We start from the raw sequence: 17,685 nt of genomic DNA on the forward strand, positions 1-17,685 counted from the left end.
CTGTTCAGGGCGTGAGTTTAACCCGCCAGCGTGTCGAACGGACCCTGGCCGGATGGCCAATCCTTGCAGCAGGTCGCATCCGCCCGCGTTCGGGTAATCGAAGCCAATGCGGGCCGTCTGGAGGATTACTCCTCCACCATTGCCCGCATATCCACCGTACGCTCGTTCACTGCGCTACGCCGTTTTGCGAGCCACATCATGAACGTAATGAAACTGCCGAACACCACAATGATCCATTGCGCAGGCATTTTTGCGGTGAGCAGCAGCGCGTACACACCAAGCATCAGCAGCACGGCCAGATTCTGGTTGAAATTCTGCACGGCGATCGAGTGTCCCGCCGACAGCAGCGTCGCGCCGCGATGCTGAAGAATGGCGTTCATCGGCACGATGAAAAAGCCCGATAACGCGCCGAGCAGGATCATTAGCGGATAGGCGAGCAGGATGTAGAGCGGTGCGACGAACGAGCCAATGCGAATGCCCGCGCCCGCAGGGAACAGGTCCTTGTTGTAGAAGGCCACCGCGATCGCCACCAGGCCCATCAGAATGCCGACCGGCAGCACGCGCAGCGATTTGCGCAACGGAATCAGCGCAGCCGCCGCCGACGCGCCCACGGCAATGCCCAGCCCGGTGACGCCTTGCATGACCGCCGCTTTAGACAGCGATAGCCCGAGATTCACATTCGCCCATTTCAGCACCAGCAGTTGCAGCGTGACTGCGCCGCCCCACAGTAGCGTCGTGACCCACAACGCGATCTGCGCGAGTTTGTCGGCCCACAGCACGTTAAAGCAGTGATAAAAGTCGCCGATCAGTTTTTTCGGTTCGTTCAGCCGGCTTTCATACCGCGCGCCGGTGTCGGGAATGAAGATGTTGATCGCGGCGGCAATCGCGTACGTGATCATCACGGCGAACATCGCGAGATCGGCGGCGGAGCGGATCAGCGGCAAATGAGCGTGCGCGACGAAGCGGTCGGCCAGCGTGCTGATCAGCGCACCGCCGACCATCGTGCCGACAATCGTCGACAGAACCGTTGCCGATTCGAGCCACGCGTTCGCCTTGACGAGTTTGTCAGCGGGCAGCAGTTCGGTCAGGATGCCGTACTTGGCCGGCGAATACGCCGCCGCGCCGAAACCGACCACGCCGTAGGCAATCATCGGATGAACGCCCGCGATCATCATCAGGCAGCCGCTTGCCTTCAACGCGTTGGAGATGAACATCACGTGGCGCTTTTGCATCGAGTCGGCAAACGCGCCGACGAACGGCGCAAGCAGCACGTAGGAGACGGTGAAGAAAATCTGCAACAGCGGCGTGACCCAGGCGGCCGAGCGAATCACCGAGAGCAACGCGATGGCGGCGATCAGCAGTGCATTGTCCGCGAGCGACGAAATGAACTGCGCCGCAATGATTGTGTAGAAGCCTTTTTTCATGAAGCGGATTGGAAGCTGCGCGCCAGATCCGGCGGCAAGCAGGGCGCAGAAAAAACGCGCGAAACGCAGCCGGTGAAGCGACGCGTTGCAAGATGTCGCAACGCCACCGGCGCGGCATTTTGCTTTGTAGCACGAACGCCCGTGAGATGCAGGGCCGCCAACGAAAAAGCGGCCGAAGCCGCTTTTTTTTGCATTTTATTTGCCGCGAGGAAAGCCGCTCGCCGAACTCGATGCCGAAGCAACGCGAGACGGCATTCGGCCGAGGCAGACTCCGTCCGGCTTAGTCGGCCTGCTGACGGGTGCGGCTGTAGCGCGACAGAACCGGAATCATCTGTGCGTAGATCTTCGGGTTGCCCGCGACGATTTCGCCGACGTGCAGGAAGTCCGAGTCGCCCGTGTAATTACCCACCAGGCCACCGGCCTCGGTGATCAGCAGGCTGCCCGCAGCGACGTCCCACGGATTCAGACCCTGTTCGAAGAAGCCGTCCATGCGGCCGGCGGCGACGTTCGCCAGATCGAGCGCAGCCGCGCCCGGACGGCGCAGGCCCGCGCAGGCTTCGGTCATTTCGGCGAACAGGCGGCCGTACGCTTCGAGACCGTCTTTTTCGCGGAACGGGAAGCCTGTGCCGATCAGGCCGTCTGCGAGGCGGTCACGCTTGGCCACGCGGATGCGGCGATCGTTCAGGAATGCACCGCGGCCGCGCGAAGCGGTGAACAGGTCGTTGCGGGTCGGATCGTAGACCACGGCTTGCGTCACGATGCCCTTGTGGGCGAGCGCGATCGACACGCAGTAGTACGGGAAGCCGTGAATGAAATTGGTGGTGCCGTCGAGCGGATCGATGATCCACTGGTATTCGGACTCGTTGTCCGACTTGCCGGATTCTTCGGCGAGGATCGCGTGATCGGGGTAGGCGGTCTTCAGCGTGTCGATGATCGCCGCTTCAGACGCTTTGTCGACCTCCGTGACGAAATCGTTGTGCTGTTTTTTGCTGACCTGGATCAGATCGAGGTCGAGCGACGCGCGGTTGATGATCTGTGCTGCGCGGCGCGCGGCCTTCACAGCGATATTGAGCATGGGATGCATGAGACGGATCCTTGTGCCGGGGCAGCACGGCTGCTGGCCGGTAAATGTGCAAACGAGGCGCAAACGAGCGCGCTACGCCTGCGCTAACTGGCGCCCCGAAGAGGCGCGGAAACAGCACGGAACGCCCGCCTGGCAATAAACCAGTGCGCATTCCGCCGACGGAGACGAATTGAATAAGAACGAGGCGCCCGGCTTGGCCTAGAAGAAAAACCGGGCGCGAATATCAGTATTTTACCTGAGTCCGGGCGGCCTGGCAGCGTTCGTGCGGCGGGTTGGGCTTTTGCGCCATGGGACGCGCATCGGAGGGTGGGCAGGCGACGGTTCGCAAGCCCTGGACCTCGAGACGAAACTTTACGCCGTGCGCACGCCTTCAGCGTATTCAGCGCTTTCATGTCCGGTCCCGGCGCCTCGGCCTTACTCAAAATTCTGAACCCGTCGAGGGTTGGCGCTACCATACGCGTCTTTAGCTTGCAGGATTTTCATCGTGGACCACCCCCACAATTCCTCCGATCCGGCCGTGGCCGACGTGCGCGGCGGCTTCACGTCGACCCGCTTCGTGCTCGTCGAGCCGAGCCATCCCGGTAATGTCGGCGCGGCGGCGCGCGCGCTGAAAACCATGGGTTTTTCGCGGCTTGTGCTGGTGTCGCCGCGCGTGCCGCATGTGCAGAGCGACCCGGAAGCGATTGCGATGGCCTCCGGCGCCGACGACGTGCTGGCTTCCGCGCACGTCGTCCCGACGCTTGCCGACGCGTTGACCGGCGTGCACTGGTCGATCGCGCTGACCGCGCGTCTGCGTGAATACGGGCCGCCGCAATGGACGCCGCGTGCCGCCGCCAATGTCGCGCACGATCAGGCTGTGCATGGCGAAATTGCACTGGTGTTCGGCAACGAGCGCACGGGGTTGTCGAACGAGGACGTCGAACGGTGCAGTGCGCTCGCGCATATTCCGGCGAATCCCGCTTATAGCTCGCTGAATCTCGCGCAGGCCGTGCAGGTGCTGGCTTACGAGTTACGCACGCGGTATCTGTCGGCGGACGACCAGGCCGGTGCCGCAGCGCTCGCCGCTTCCGCTGGAGCAGGGCTGAGCGAGCCGGCCGGTCCGCGTGCGGCGAGCGACGAAATCGAGAGCATGTTCGCGCACCTCGAAAGCGCGCTGGTCGCATTGGAGTTTCTCGACCCCGCCAATCCGAAAAAGCTGATGTCGCGCCTGCGACGGCTCTTTGCCCGTTCGGGCCTGGAGCGCGAGGAAGTGAACATCGTACGCGGCATCGCCAAGCACATTCTGCTGAAGGCGAAGCATCCGGGTAGCGACGCGTCCTGAATCCGCGCGCATTCCTCTGACGACCTTGCGGGCAGCGTGGACTTCCGGCAGTTTTCGCGCAATCGCCCTACAATCCTCGAAACGTTCTAAGCAAAGCTGCCGCCGTGCTATGCGGCAGCGATGCCGTTACGCGTGGCCCCGGCGGCCTGAAACGCGGGCGGCTTTTTCCCACGACACAGTCCAGACCCTGCCATGTTCACGAGACTTCGCGAAGATATCGCCACCATCCGCGAGCGCGACCCCGCCGCCCGCAGCGCATGGGAAGTCATCACGTGTTATCCCGGTTTGCACGCGCTTGTGCTGCACCGGCTCGCGCACGCGTGCTGGCAGGCAAAGCGACGCTGGCTCGCGCGCTTCGTTTCGCAAATGGCGCGCTTCATGACCGGCATCGAAATCCATCCGGGCGCTACGGTCGGGCGGCGCGTGTTCATCGATCACGGCATGGGTGTGGTGATCGGCGAAACCGCGCAGATCGGCGACGACTGCACGATCTACCAGGGCGTGACGCTCGGCGGCACGTCGCTCACGCGCGGCGCAAAGCGGCACCCGACGCTCGAGCGCGGGGTGATCGTCGGTGCGGGCGCGAAGGTGCTCGGCGGCTTCACGATCGGCATGGAGGCGAAGATTGGCTCGAACGCCGTGGTGACCAAGCCAGTGCCCGCGCGGGGCACGGCGGTCGGCAATCCGGCTCGGATCATCGTGCCGGCAGCGTCGGCCGTGGCTTCGACGGCGGCGGTTCCGGCTGGCGCCAACGTCGGTTCGGGCGGCGCCACGCGCGACATGAAATGTTCGACGGAAAGCAGCGCGTTCTGCGCGTACGGCATCACGCCGAATGCCGATGACCCGGTGTCGCTGGCTATTCACGGTTTGATCGATCATGCGGCCACGCAATCAAAGCGCATCGATGAAATCGTCGGTGCGCTGGAGCGGTTGGGCACGAGCCTCGAAGGCCTGCAAGGCGCGGATGCCGCGTTGCTCGATCTGCGACGCTTGTCGGCAGCGATTGCGGGGAAAGTGGAAGGGGCGGCGGCGGAGCGTTGAAGTTTGAAGCGCGTGTCGGTCGGCGGGCGGTGAATGGCGATCGACGTACGCGGTACGCTTGAATCGAGGGGCGCCGCAGTTTCGAAGTCGCTCGCATCAGATCGAAGCCCGTCAGTCTGGAGATTCATCGCTTCTCTGAATTCCCGGCCATTTCGGCTTCGACCCAGTCTCGGTGGACTGGTCGCTCTGAATCCTGTTGCGTCAATCAGAGCTATTGGGCTCGAATGCCGGTGTGACGCCCGCAGCGTCACGCCGTCCTGGTACGTCACCCCAACGGCAAGGCCCGAATCCCTTCGGCATCGATCCGCAGATAGCCGCCTCGCGGCTCGCCGTGATCGAGATCCCAATCCGGCAGAACCCAACGCGTGCCGCCCGGCTCGCGGTGCCGCGCGGGCCGATGTGTGTGCCCGTGAATAATCGTTACCGCTTTCGACTTCTTGAATAACGCAGCGACCGCCTTCGGCGTCACATCGTATTTCATCGAAACGGGCCGCATGCGGCCGTGCTCGCTCTTCGAGCGCATGTTCTCCGCAAGCTTGCGCCGCCAGCGGAACGGCGACGCCAGAAACAGCATCTGCGCGAAACGGATGCGGGCAAATCGCCGGAAAATCTGATAACCGCGATCGGCGGTACACAAGCCGTCGCCGTGCGCGAGCGCAATGCGCGTGCCGAATGCGGTGATCACGAACGGATCGGGCAGCCAGATCGCGCCGGCCGCTTTCGTGAAGCGCTTGCCGAGCAGAAAGTCGCGATTGCCGTGCATGATGTAAAGCGCAATGCCGCGCTCCGTCAGCGTGTGCAGCAACGCCGCCATGCGCGCGACGAACGGCTCGACGAGCATGTCGTCGCCGACCCAGTATTCGAACAGATCGCCGAGAATGAAAACCGAATCAGCCTGGTCGGCGGTGACGCGAATGAAGTGTTCGAACGCGGCGACCGTGTGCGGAATCGCCTCGCTCAAATGAATGTCGGAGAGGAAAAAAAACGGGCGTGCGGCGTGCGGGCGTTTGCCCTCGCCAGGCACGCCCGCGGCGACGCTTCGCAGCGGCGTTTCTTGCAGCATTGAAGGTGCCTGATATCAGTTGAAGCCAGTCGGCATGTGACTCGACCTTAGTCGACGATCACAGCCTTTTCGATCACGACGTCGTCAGCCGGCACGTCCTGATGGAAGCCCTTCGAACCCGTCTTGACCTTCTTGATCTTCTCGACGATGTCCAGACCTTCGACGACCTTGCCGAACACGGCGTAGCCCCAGCCCTGCGGCGTCGGCGACGAGTGGTTCAGGAAGTCGTTGTCGTTCACGTTGATGAAGAATTGTGCCGTAGCCGAGTGCGGGTCGTTCGTGCGAGCCATTGCAACCGAGCCGTTGACGTTCTTCAGGCCGTTGTTCGCTTCGTTGGTGATCGGCTCGGCCGTCGGCTTCTGCTTCATGCCGGGTTCGAAACCGCCGCCCTGAATCATGAAGCCGTCGATCACGCGGTGAAACACCGTGTTGTCGTAGTGGCCGGCCTTCACGTAGTTGAGGAAGTTCTCAACCGACTTCGGCGCTTTCTCAGCGTCCAGTTCGAGTTTGATGATGCCGTGGTTTGTGTGCAGTTCAACCATGATGGAATCCTTTGATGAACGGGGTGGGTAAAAAGCGCGGCGAGTCGTCATGAAGCGACGGCGGGCCGCGCCGGGGCGTGGATTTTGCGCTCGCGCGCGGTGGGGCGCGCGGCTTCTTTAATGCATGTTCAGGCAGCGGGTTGCGCTTCGGAAGCCGTGCGCAGCTGCGTTAGCCTGGTTACTTGCCGACCACCGTGGCCGACTCGATCACGATCGACTTTTGCGGCACGTCGCTCATCGGACCGCGCGACGTGGTGGGCGTACCTTCGATCTTCTTCACGACGTCCATGCCGCTCGTGACCTTGCCGAACACCGCGTAGCCGTTGCCGTCCGGATTCGGATAGTCGAGACCGGTATTGTCCACCGTGTTGATGAAGAATTGCGCGGTGGCCGAATTCGGATCGCTGGTGCGCGCCATCGCGAGCGTGCCGGCAGCGTTCTTCAGACCGTTGCGGCTTTCAAGCGGAATCGGCGCGCGCGTCGGCTTCTCGGCGAAGCTCTGCGTATAGCCGCCGCCCTGAATCATGAACCCGGGAATCACGCGATGGAAAATCGTGCCGCTGTACTGGCCGGACTTCACGTAGTCGAGGAAATTGGCGACCGTCTTCGGCGCTTTCTCAGGATACAACTCGACGCGGATGTCGCCTTCCGATGTCTTGAGGAGGACGGACGGATGCGTGGCTTGCGAACCGGACTCGGCAAAGGCGGGTGCGTTTGCGATCAGGGCGGCGCTGCCGAGCGCCAACATCAACCATTTCATGAAGATCCTCAGGGGTGGAAAAAACCGGATGCCGGAATCGTGATGACTGTGCGTGGACCGAGCGTAACAAGCGTGCGTGCGCGCCGGACGTCATGACGGCGCGCCGCGTGCTTCAGTTCGACGGCGCCATGTAAGGCGGCATGGCGAGCGAGCCGTTCGCACCGCCGAACTGGAAGCTCGGTGATTGCGTCATGTTCGACGTGGCGCGAGCCGTGTAGTTGTCGGTTGGCGCGACAGCCTGCTTTGCCGGAGCCGCCGGCGCTTTGGACGGCGAGACGATCTTCTGGATGTCCGCGATACGTTGCGTGGTCGTGGCGCTCGCCTTGCCGAGGCTCTGCGCGCGACGGTACGCCTGGTCGGCCATCCGCAGATACACGTCGCCGAGATTCTCGAACGCGAGACCGTAGTTCGGATTCACCTTGATAGCCGTTTCGAGCGCGGCGCGTGCTTCGACCAGATGCCCCTGTTTCGCGTACAGCGCGGCGAGATTGTTATACGGCTCGGGCAATTCGGGGTACATCTGCGTGAGTTCGACGAAGGCGGCAATCGCTTCGTCGTCGCGATTCAGGTGGGCAAGCACGGTGCCGCGCTTGAACCGAGCCTGGGCGTCACGCGGATTCGACGCGATGCGCTCGTCGAGCTGCGCGAGCGACGACTGCCAGTTTTTCTGCGTGATCGCCGTGTCGATGTCCGGCGTGTTGTCGCGTGTTGCCGGACCCTGCGGCATGACCGCGGCCTTCTGTGCGTAGGCGCCCGCAACCGGCAGTGCCGCAAGGGCGACGGCCATGGTGACGCGCAACGCGAGCGCGCGGGCAACACGGGAGGAAGCGCCGCGCGTGATGCCGTGGGCAACACCGTCGAAGGCCGTCGCGGTGAGGGTCGCAGCGCTGCGCGCGCGGCCGCTGGAAGGTTTCATAGGCTCAGGTCTGGATGTTATACTCCGACCCATTCTAACAAAAGGTCTGCGCGTTCCGTCGAACCGCAAACTGTCTTTTCGCCACTCGTGGTCGTCTCCGCCTTGATTGCAGACTGAGCGCAGCCTGAGCGCCGCACCAGCTGCACCGGTTCTGCTGCATGCAACGCACCCGCTGTCCTGTTGTGATCGGCGGGGCGGCGCGCATGAAACACATTGCGGATTTCTTTCGGCCCACGCACCGTTCTCTATGGAATCACTGCGCATCTACAACACGCTCGCGCGTGACAAGCAAACTTTCGTGCCGCTGCAAGAGGGTGTTGTGCGGATGTACGTCTGTGGCATGACCGTATACGACTATTGTCACGTCGGTCATGCGCGGGTGATGGTCGTGTTCGACATCGTGCAGCGCTGGTTGCGCACGCTCGGCTACGACGTGACCTACGTGCGCAACATCACCGATATCGACGACAAGATCATTCGTCGCGCCGTCGAGAACGGAGAGACGATCAAGTCGCTGACCGACCGCTTCATCGACGCGCTGCATGAAGACGCGGACGCGCTCGGTATCGAGCGTCCCGACCTCGAGCCGCGCGCCACCGATTTCATTCCTCAGATGCTCGGCATGATCGAGGCGCTGGAATCGAACGGCTACGCATACCAGGCCACCGACGGCGACGTGAACTACGCGGTCCGCAAGTTCGCGGGCTACGGCAAGCTGTCGGGTAAGTCGCTCGAAGATCTGCGTGCGGGCGAACGCGTCGCGGCGAACGACGCGAAGCAGGATCCGCTCGACTTCGTGCTATGGAAAAAAGCCAAGCCTGAAGAGCCAGCCGACACCGGCTGGGAATCGAAGTACGGTCGCGGCCGTCCGGGCTGGCATATCGAATGTTCGGCGATGGGCTGCTCGCTGCTCGGCGAACATTTCGATATTCATGGCGGCGGACAGGACCTGCAGTTTCCGCACCACGAAAACGAAATTGCGCAAAGTGAAGCCGCTACCGGTCAAACCTTCGTCAATTACTGGATGCACAACGGCTACGTGCAGATCGACAATGAGAAGATGTCGAAGTCGTTGAACAACTTCTTTACGATCCGCGAAGTATTGGCGCAGTACGATGCCGAGGTCGTGCGGTTTTTCATCGCACGTGCGCATTACCGCTCGCCGCTGAATTACAGCGACGTGCATATCGACGATGCCCGCAATGCACTCGCGCGTCTGTACACGGCGTTGAAAGACGTCACGCCGGACACCGCGGAACTCGACTGGAACGAAGCGCATGCGCAGCGTTTCCAGGCAGCGATGAATGACGACTTCAACACGCCGGTTGCAGTGTCGGTGCTGTTCGAGTTGGCAACAGAAGTGAACCGCACGCGCGACCCCGCGCTGGCCCGTCAGTTGCGCTCGCTGGGCGCGCTGCTCGGACTGCTCGGCCGCGAGCCGCGTGCGTATCTGCAGCAGGCCGCGGGCAGCGCAGCACAAGGCGCGCTCGAGCCCGCCGCGATCGAAGCGAAGATCGCAGCGCGCGTGGCGGCCAAGCAGGCGAAGGACTATGCGGCAGCAGACCGGATCCGGGCCGAATTGCTCGAGGCCGGCGTTGCACTTGAAGACAAACCCGGCGGGTTGACCGAGTGGCGGCGCGTGTGAGCGCACCTCGCAATTCCCTTTGATCGACTCGCCAGGCAGGAGGCAGGATGGCAACGGCCACGAAGACGCCGGCTAAACGAGCCACGTCTCAAACAAACGCGGCTGCCGCAGCAAAGTCGACACGAACGTCGGCTCGCACTGGCAGCAGCGGGGTGAAGAAAGCATCGTCGAAAGCTGCCGGGGTGGCGGCCAAGACCGCAGCGGGCGCAGCGAAGAAGGCCCCCGCGAAGACCACCGTGAAGCGCGCGCTCAACGGCGCGTCTGCGCACGCGCCTGCTCCGGTTGCGAAGCGCGTCAAAGCGTCGCGTGTGAAGGCCAATGGTAATGGTGCGTTGTCCGCCGACCTGGCCGGCGACGTGCAGGAACTGGCACGCGAAGGGCAGGGCGAAGTCGTGCGCAAGACGCGCGCGTCGGCAGGTGCGGGCGGCGAAGGCTCCAGTTCGAGCGAAGTCGCGGTGCCGGTGCAGATTGCCGGCCTGACGCCCGAAGTCACGCGTCCCGACTACTGGGACAAAGCGTGCGCCGACCTCGTCAAGCGTGACCGCATCCTCAAGAAGCTGATTCCGAAATTCGGCCCCGTGCATTTGCTGAGCCGTGGCGATCCGTTCGTCACGCTCGCGCGCTCGGTGGTCGGGCAGCAGATTTCGGTCGCGTCCGCGCAGGCCGTGTGGGCGAAGGTCGAGGCCGCGTGCCCGAAGCTCGTGCCCCAGCAGTTCATCAAGCTCGGTCAGGAAAAGCTCACCGCGTGCGGCCTGTCCAAACGCAAGGCCGAGTACGTGCTCGACCTTGCCGAGCATTTCGTGTCGGGGGCGTTGCACGTCGGTAAATGGACGTCGATGGAAGACGAGGCGGTGATCGCCGAACTCACGCAGATTCGCGGCATTGGTCGCTGGACCGCGGAGATGTTCCTGATCTTCAATCTGTCGCGCCCCGACGTTCTGCCGCTCGACGACCTCGGCCTGATCCGTGCGATCAGCGTCAACTATTTCAGCGGTGAGCCGGTAACGCGCAGCGAAGCGCGTGAGGTGGCCGCGAACTGGGAGCCGTGGCGTACTGTCGCGACCTGGTACATGTGGCGTAGTCTTGATCCGTTGCCGGTCGACTACTGAAAGAAAAAGAAAGCGATTCCATTGAAAAACTATCGATTTTCTCGATTCGATAGTTGAGAAATGGTTTTGACATCGGCGAGCGCGGTTAGAATACGCGCTGCCGGTAAGTCCAAGGATTCCAACCAATGAAGACCACCTTTCTGGATTTCGAACAGCCGATCGCTGAACTCGAAGCGAAGATCGAAGAATTGCGCTTCGTGCAGGACGATTCGGCCGTCGATATTTCGGAAGAGATCGAGCGGCTGTCCAAGAAGAGCCAACAGCTCACTAAAGACCTGTACGCGAACCTCTCCCCGTGGCAGGTTTCGCAAATCGCCCGTCATCCGCAACGCCCGTACACGTTCGACTACGTGAGCGAGCTGTTCACCGATTTCCACGAACTGCACGGCGACCGCAACTATGCGGACGACCTGTCGATCGTCGGCGGCCTCGCGCGTTTTAACGGCCAGGCTTGCATGGTGATCGGCCATCAGAAGGGCCGCGACACGAAGGAGCGCGCGCTGCGCAACTTCGGCATGCCGCGCCCGGAAGGCTATCGCAAGGCCGAGCGCCTGATGCGTCTCGCCGAGAAATTCAGCCTGCCGATCTTCACATTCATCGATACGCCGGGTGCTTATCCTGGCATCGGTGCTGAAGAGCGCGGTCAGTCGGAAGCGATCGGCCGCAATCTGTACGTGATGGCCGAGCTGAAGACGCCGCTGATCGCGACGATCATCGGTGAAGGCGGCTCGGGCGGTGCGCTCGCCATCGCTGTCGGTGACAGCGTGCTGATGCTGCAATTCTCGACCTATTCGGTGATTTCGCCGGAAGGCTGCGCGTCGATTCTGTGGAAGAGCGCGGCGAAGGCGCCTGAAGCAGCGGAAGCGCTCGGGCTGACCGCGCATCGTCTGAAGGCGTTGGGTCTGATCGACAAGATCGTCAACGAGCCGCTTGGCGGCGCGCATCGCGATCCGAAGGGCATGGCCGCGATGCTGCGCCGTGCACTCGCCGATTCGCTGCGTCAGTTCCAGGGCATGAGCATCAACGACCTGCGTCAACGCCGCTTCGACCGGTTGATGTCGTACGGCAAGTTCAAGGAAACGACGCCGGGTGCGTAAGCCCGCGCGCGTTCTCTTTCGTCCATCGGCGCACCACGCGCTAGCGACGTGACCACTTCCGCAGAATCGCCAGCCGAGCGCCTCGTTATCGAGGCGCTCGGCTTGGCGCTGTCCGCTGTTCCTGCGCATGAGCGTATTGCCGTGGCGTTCAGCGGCGGCGTCGATTCGAGCGTGCTGCTCGATGCCGTGGTGCGAGTGGTGGACGCCTCGCGTTGTGTCGCGCTGCATGTGCATCATGGGCTGAGTCCTCACGCCGACGCGTGGCTCGCGCACTGCCGGTCTTTTGCGCAGGAGCGTGGGGTCGAGTTCGACGCCGTGCGCGTCGACGTGTCGCGCGCGGCGGGCGTGAGCGTCGAGGCGGCGGCGCGTGACGCGCGCTATCGCGCGTTGGACGCGATGTGTGCGGCGCGCGGCATTCGCACGCTGTGGCTCGCGCAACATGCGGACGACCAGGCGGAGACCGTGCTGCTGCAATTGCTTCGTGGCGCCGGGCTCGCTGGGCTCGCGGCGATGGCGCCCGAATATGTGCCGGCGGGTTCGGCGACGACGCGCGTCAGGCCGTTGCTTCAGGTGTTGCGTGCGCAACTCGAGCAGTACGCGAGCGCGCGCAACCTGAGCTGGATCGACGACGATTCGAACGCTGATACACGCTACGCGCGCAATGCGTTGCGCCATGAGGTGACGCCGGCCTTGGCGGTCCACTTTCCGGGTTTTCGCGACGCACTTGCGCGGACGGCGGCGCACGCGGCGTCCGCGCAGCGTTTGCTCGACGAACTGGCGCGTATCGATATGGCAGCCGTGTCGCGAGACGAAGGGCGAGCGTTGGCGCACGAGGCGCTGCTCGCACTCGACGACGATCGCGCGCTGAATCTGCTGCGTTACTGGATGCGAGGTGCTGGCCTGGTCGCGGCGTCGAGCGCGCGGCTGACCGATGCGTTGCGTCAGTTGCGCGAGGTGGGGGCTACCGGGGACGGGCATCGTCTGCGAATCGATCATGCGGGGCAGGCGCTTCGTAGTTATCGCGGCCTGGTGTATTGGGAAGCGGGAGCTAGTAGTGACCCCGCCGACGAAACCGCGCTCGCTTCGCGTGAAATCAGCGAGCTTGCGTGGCAGGGCGAACCGGTATGGCGCTTGCCGCAATGGCGCGGGACGTTCGTGTTTGCTGAGGTGGCTGCGATTGCGGGCAGCGAGGGTGATGCGGCTTCTGATGACACGCTTGACCTCGATACAGTCTCCCTCAGCGTCCTGACGCGCGCATTGCTAAGCGCGCGATCGCGTAGCGGCGGCGAACGGATGCGCACCTCCGCTTCCCCCGACGCACCGGGCCGTACGTTGAAGAACCTGTTCCAGGAGCGCGGCGTTCCCGCGTGGAAGCGCGACGTCCCGTTGCTTTTTATCGGCGATGAACTGCTGTTCGTGCCCTTGCTCGGCGTGAATCGCGCAACGGCGGCCGCATCGGCGAGTTCGAGCGAACCGCGCGTCAGGATCTCGTGGCGCGAGGATCTGCTGATCGCCTGACCGGCCGTTCGGCTATCCGGCCTGCGTCGCCGCAAAGACCGTAAAAAGGGCGCAAAGCCGCACGCAATAAGCCTTTCCAGCCGCGATTCCGCGCATTTCTTTGGTCCTTTCGGCTTGTCTTTTTGCGCCCGATCGGGTACGTTAACTTGTTTGCCCGACCCGATTTCTCCAATCGCTTTTGTCGCTGTCGCCGGTTTGCGAGCGTGATCCGTCGTTTCCCCGTTTAGCCATTAGCGATCATTTCCGGGCAAATCCGCGCGTGCTGCACGCGTGCTGCATTTACGCCGCCACACACTTTGCCGCCGTTCACAAGACGTTGCGCTCCTGTGCTTTTGTGCGGTCGTCACCAGCGCGCCAGCGCGGTTTCTCTTCCAGTTCAGAACGACAATGGCACTCATCGTACATAAATACGGCGGCACCTCGATGGGCTCGGTCGAGCGCATCAAGAACGTCGCCAAGCGCGTCGCGAAATGGCACAAGGCCGGCCACAAGATGGTCGTCGTGCCGTCGGCGATGTCCGGCGAAACCAACCGCCTGCTCGGTCTCGCGAAAGAAATCACTTCCCAGCCGAGCCCGCGCGAACTCGACATGATCGCTGCCACCGGCGAACAGGCGAGCTCGGGCCTGCTGGCCATCGCGCTGCAGGACGCAGGTGTCGACGCGGTCAGCTACGCCGGCTGGCAAGTGCCGATCAAGACGGACAGCGCGTTCACGAAAGCGCGCATCAGCGAAATCGACGGCGAGCGCGTGTTGCGCGACCTCGACGCGGGCAAGGTGGTGGTGATCACCGGCTTCCAGGGTGTCGATCCGGAAGGCCACATCACCACGCTCGGCCGTGGCGGTTCCGATACGTCGGCGGTTGCTGTCGCTGCCGCGCTGAAGGCCGATGAGTGCCTGATTTATACCGACGTCGACGGCGTGTACACGACCGACCCGCGCGTGGTCGAAGAGGCCCGTCGCCTCGATCGCGTGACGTTCGAAGAAATGCTGGAAATGGCCAGCCTGGGTTCGAAGGTGTTGCAGATCCGCTCGGTGGAATTTGCCGGCAAATATCAGGTCAAGACGCGCGTGCTGTCGAGCCTGACCGATCCGCTCATCCCGCTCGAGACTGAAATGAAGTCGGGCACCCTGATTACTTTTGAAGAAGACGAGACCATGGAAAAAGCAGTCATCTCGGGCATCGCGTTCCAGCGCGACGAAGCTCGTATCGCCGTGATGGGTGTGCCCGACAAGCCGGGCATTGCGTATCAGATTCTCGGCCCGGTGGCGGACGCGAATATCGACGTCGACATGATCATCCAGAACCAGAGCGTCGAAGGCAAAACGGCGTTCACGTTCACGGTTGGCCGTGGCGATTACCAGCGCGCAATGGACATCCTCACGGGCCAGGTGCAAGGTCACGTGCAGGCCGAAAAGGTGCTGGGCGATCCGAAGGTGTCGAAGGTTTCCGTGGTCGGCGTCGGCATGCGTTCGCATGTGGGTATCGCTAGCACGATGTTCCGCACGCTGTCGGAAGAGGGCATCAACATCCAGATGATCTCGACCTCCGAAATCAAGATTTCGGTACTGATCGACGAGAAGTATATGGAGCTCGCGGTACGCGCGCTGCATAAAGCATTCGAGCTGGATCAGGCGTAATTCTGCTGAATCACGGGGCGCTCAAGAGCGCCCCGTTTTTTTTGTGCGTGCAATGTGAACAAATTGCGTCGCCAGCGACAAAGTTGGCACAAAAAATGTTCATTAGACATTGACCTTCGCAGTTTGGCCCGCTATTATCTTGGCTTCGTTGCACTGACTCCCTGTGCAACAGAAAGTTTGGGAGACGTGGCCGAGAGGTCGAAGGCACTCCCCTGCTAAGGGAGCATCTGGGCCAAAACCTGGATCGAGGGTTCGAATCCCTCCGTCTCCGCCAGAAGTGGTAGAGAGAACCCCGCAGAGTCTAGGCTCTGCGGGGTTTTTGTTTTTGGGCTCCACTTTTGCTGTGGCAGAAAGCGGCTTCGTCGCCGTGATTCGCGAGAGGCAAGGCGCAAGAGAAGTTGCCGCAGATACAAGCAGGTTGGGACAGAGAAGAAGCGCCACACCGCGCGCTTCAGTGAATATTTGACTTGTGAAAAAGTGCGATTGAATCAGCCTGATTTTATGAGCACGTGAGGTGGATTGAGGTGAGGGAAGTAGGCGGAGTGCTACAAGCATGACCTCATGCTGCCCGAGAAAAACGCGACATCACACACAGTCAGATCAGTCTCAGAGCGTCGAAAACGCCCCACACGCTGTTCTCAAGCACTACAGCCATGAACCCCTATCATCAGCCATCGATCAGGCGGCTCAGTCTGCTGCGGTATTGACAGATGCCGCTCCACTCGCTGAAGAGTGAACGCGACCGCGCCCGGCTTCTCGCTCGGATAAACCGTGCCACGATAAGAGAACGCCTGGTCGCCAATCTTTGCGAATGCGCTTGAAGCTGCATAGCTATAAACCAGGCGGCCATACAGAATCACGGGCATGCGGATTAAAGCCTCCAGAAGACAGCGCGCGAAGCAGGGGCGCGCAATTAGATGATGAGGAGCGGGGGAGAAAGGTTCGGCGGATAGCTACCACTCGCCCAACCAGATAATTGATAAGTGGCAAAAGCCACAAGCAAAAGCCGAAGCAAATTTGTCCCGCCGATGCTATCCGCAGACCTCGCCGCAACTCGTAAGAGCACTCGGATAGTTTCATCGCGAGCGAACAAGGTGGCGCATTCAGCCAATCGATGCTCACCCGCTCATTCGCCTGCCGCAAAAACAAAAACGGTATGGCTCCGCAGACGACAAAAGTCTGCAAAGCCATACCGTTACGCCCATTGTGATCAGTGAGTCGAACCGCTCAAATCGCACGGCTCGCCACTACTTTTAAGTCGGAACGCGGGCACGTCCCCTTCGGTTCAATCAATCAGCCGCGCTCACTTCAAAACGCGTGCCGCAATCCCACCATGCCGACAAACTGCGAAGGTCCCGACGACGGCGTCGTGTTCTGCGAGTCGCCGACCACCGCCACCGCATCGGTAATCGCCGTCGTGCCCGTGCCGCTGCTCACCAGCGTCTTGCCGCTCGCGTGCTGATACGCTTCCAGCAGATACACCGTCGTACGCTGCGAAAGGTTGTACGTCTGCTCCAGAGAAATCTGGTGATAGCGCGCCGGATCGCTGATCCCATTCGCCTTGCTGGCCTGCGTATAGCTATAACCGCCGCCCACAATCACGCTAGGCGTCACGCGATAAGTCGAGATCAGCCCATACGTGTTGAACACGGCCTGGCTCGCGAACAGCGAGTCGTGTCCCGGTGCGTACTGCACGTTCGAATAGTTGACGCCGACCATCAGATCCTGCCAGTTATAGCGGGCCGCCGCCGCGAACAACTGCGCGCTGCGCGCGGTCGCATAGCCGCTGTTCACCGGTGAGTTGATCGCGAAGCTGCCGAGCGCTGCGCTCGTCGCAATGTCCTTCAGCTTCACGTAACCCACGGCGATCGCGAACGGCTTGTAGTCGTAGCGGAGTGCCGCGCTGAAATGGCTGCCGTTTGCAACGCTGCCCGGCACGCCGCCCAGACCGTACTGCGCGCTCATCTGCAAGCCGGAAATGGTCGGCGACAAGTAGGTGATCGAATTGTTGAAACGCAGCGTGGTGTCGAGTGCGTCGATATCGCCCGGATGTGCGCCGGTTGCGCCCGTGAGCACGCCGGTCGGTCCGAGTGCGCCGACCATCTGGAAGTACGGCGTGTACTGACGGCCAAGCGTCAGCGTGCCGTAGCGGTCGTTGCTGAGTCCCACGTACGCTTGCCGGTTGAACATGTAGCCCGCGCTGCTTTGCGCGCCGGTCAGCGAGTTGAAGCCGCTTTCGAGGCGGAAGATCGCCTTCGTGCCGGCGCCGAGATCTTCCGAGCCGAGCAGGCCGAACTTGCTCGCCTGCAGGTTGCCCTGGCTCATGTAGACGTTCGAACTTCCTTTCTGGTTGCTGGCGTAGGTCAGCGCGTTATCGACGACGCCGTACAGCGTGACGCTGCTTTGCGCCGACGCATTGGCCGACAATGCTGCGCCTGCGAGCGGCAGGCAGGAGAGGACGAACGCGCGAGTCCGCGCGCGCTTGAATGCGTTCATGGGTACTGGTCTCCGGATTGAATTGCCGGCC

At 62.2% G+C, this 17,685-nt stretch carries 14 protein-coding genes and 1 tRNA gene; 8 read left to right on the forward strand and 7 right to left on the reverse strand.

Features of this window, described 5'->3' with window-relative positions; all coding sequences use genetic code 11:
- Window positions 1-125 precede the first annotated feature (125 nt).
- Both lplT and ABH945_RS04835 read right to left on the reverse strand, forming a co-directional pair.
- A complete protein-coding gene (gene lplT, locus ABH945_RS04830; protein WP_074764306.1) occupies window positions 126-1,424 on the reverse strand; it encodes a lysophospholipid transporter LplT in 1,299 nt (432 codons plus the stop codon).
- 280 nt (window positions 1,425-1,704) lie between these two features.
- Window positions 1,705-2,508 (reverse strand): inositol monophosphatase family protein, encoded by an 804-nt coding sequence (locus ABH945_RS04835; RefSeq protein ID WP_074764302.1) that lies wholly within the window; start codon window positions 2,506-2,508, stop codon window positions 1,705-1,707.
- 484 nt (window positions 2,509-2,992) lie between these two features.
- Here ABH945_RS04835 and ABH945_RS04840 point away from each other — a divergent pair, with 484 nt between their 5' ends.
- The gene (locus ABH945_RS04840) at window positions 2,993-3,829 is read left to right on the forward strand and encodes an RNA methyltransferase (protein WP_074764301.1); all 837 of its coding nucleotides are present in this window, start codon (window positions 2,993-2,995) and stop codon (window positions 3,827-3,829) included.
- Window positions 3,830-4,021: 192 nt separating this feature from the next.
- The gene (cysE, locus tag ABH945_RS04845; RefSeq protein WP_429249874.1) at window positions 4,022-4,870 is read left to right on the forward strand and encodes a serine O-acetyltransferase; all 849 of its coding nucleotides are present in this window, start codon (window positions 4,022-4,024) and stop codon (window positions 4,868-4,870) included.
- 265 nt (window positions 4,871-5,135) lie between these two features.
- On the opposite strand, the gene ABH945_RS04850 is transcribed toward cysE, so the two are convergent.
- The 4 genes from ABH945_RS04850 to ABH945_RS04865 form a co-directional block, all read right to left on the reverse strand.
- Entirely contained in the window at window positions 5,136-5,933 is a 798-nt protein-coding gene (locus ABH945_RS04850; protein WP_429249875.1) for a UDP-2,3-diacylglucosamine diphosphatase, read from the reverse strand.
- Window positions 5,934-5,980: 47 nt separating this feature from the next.
- Window positions 5,981-6,475 carry a peptidylprolyl isomerase gene (locus ABH945_RS04855; protein ID WP_429249876.1) on the reverse strand — a complete coding sequence of 165 codons (495 nt, stop codon included), beginning with the start codon at window positions 6,473-6,475 and terminating at the stop codon, window positions 5,981-5,983.
- 178 nt (window positions 6,476-6,653) lie between these two features.
- Window positions 6,654-7,235, reverse strand: a complete 582-nt coding sequence (locus ABH945_RS04860; RefSeq protein ID WP_429249877.1) for a peptidylprolyl isomerase — start codon at window positions 7,233-7,235, stop codon at window positions 6,654-6,656.
- A gap of 112 nt (window positions 7,236-7,347) precedes the next feature.
- Window positions 7,348-8,151 carry a tetratricopeptide repeat protein gene (locus tag ABH945_RS04865; protein ID WP_074764296.1) on the reverse strand — a complete coding sequence of 268 codons (804 nt, stop codon included), beginning with the start codon at window positions 8,149-8,151 and terminating at the stop codon, window positions 7,348-7,350.
- A gap of 247 nt (window positions 8,152-8,398) precedes the next feature.
- Between ABH945_RS04865 and cysS the strand changes: the two genes are divergently transcribed.
- The 6 genes from cysS (at window position 8,399) to ABH945_RS04895 (ending at window position 15,432) form a co-directional block, all read left to right on the forward strand.
- A complete protein-coding gene (gene cysS, locus ABH945_RS04870; protein ID WP_429249878.1) occupies window positions 8,399-9,796 on the forward strand; it encodes a cysteine--tRNA ligase in 1,398 nt (465 codons plus the stop codon).
- 47 nt (window positions 9,797-9,843) lie between these two features.
- Window positions 9,844-10,905, forward strand: a complete 1,062-nt coding sequence (locus ABH945_RS04875) for a DNA-3-methyladenine glycosylase family protein (RefSeq protein ID WP_074764294.1) — start codon at window positions 9,844-9,846, stop codon at window positions 10,903-10,905.
- A gap of 125 nt (window positions 10,906-11,030) precedes the next feature.
- The gene (locus tag ABH945_RS04880) at window positions 11,031-12,002 is read left to right on the forward strand and encodes an acetyl-CoA carboxylase carboxyltransferase subunit alpha (protein ID WP_074764293.1); all 972 of its coding nucleotides are present in this window, start codon (window positions 11,031-11,033) and stop codon (window positions 12,000-12,002) included.
- A gap of 48 nt (window positions 12,003-12,050) precedes the next feature.
- Entirely contained in the window at window positions 12,051-13,520 is a 1,470-nt protein-coding gene (tilS, locus tag ABH945_RS04885) for a tRNA lysidine(34) synthetase TilS (protein ID WP_429249879.1), read from the forward strand.
- 387 nt (window positions 13,521-13,907) lie between these two features.
- Window positions 13,908-15,158: an aspartate kinase gene (locus ABH945_RS04890; protein WP_074764291.1), complete on the forward strand. Its 1,251-nt coding sequence runs from the start codon at window positions 13,908-13,910 to the stop codon at window positions 15,156-15,158.
- Window positions 15,159-15,338: 180 nt separating this feature from the next.
- A tRNA-Ser gene (locus tag ABH945_RS04895) sits at window positions 15,339-15,432 on the forward strand.
- 1,034 nt (window positions 15,433-16,466) lie between these two features.
- Here the strand turns inward: ABH945_RS04895 and ABH945_RS04900 are convergent.
- Entirely contained in the window at window positions 16,467-17,654 is a 1,188-nt protein-coding gene (locus ABH945_RS04900) for a porin (RefSeq protein ID WP_429249880.1), read from the reverse strand.
- Window positions 17,655-17,685: the final 31 nt, after the last annotated feature.

Source organism: Paraburkholderia sp. GAS333 (assembly GCF_050435665.1).
Classification (GTDB): Bacteria; Pseudomonadota; Gammaproteobacteria; order Burkholderiales; family Burkholderiaceae; genus Paraburkholderia; species Paraburkholderia fungorum_A.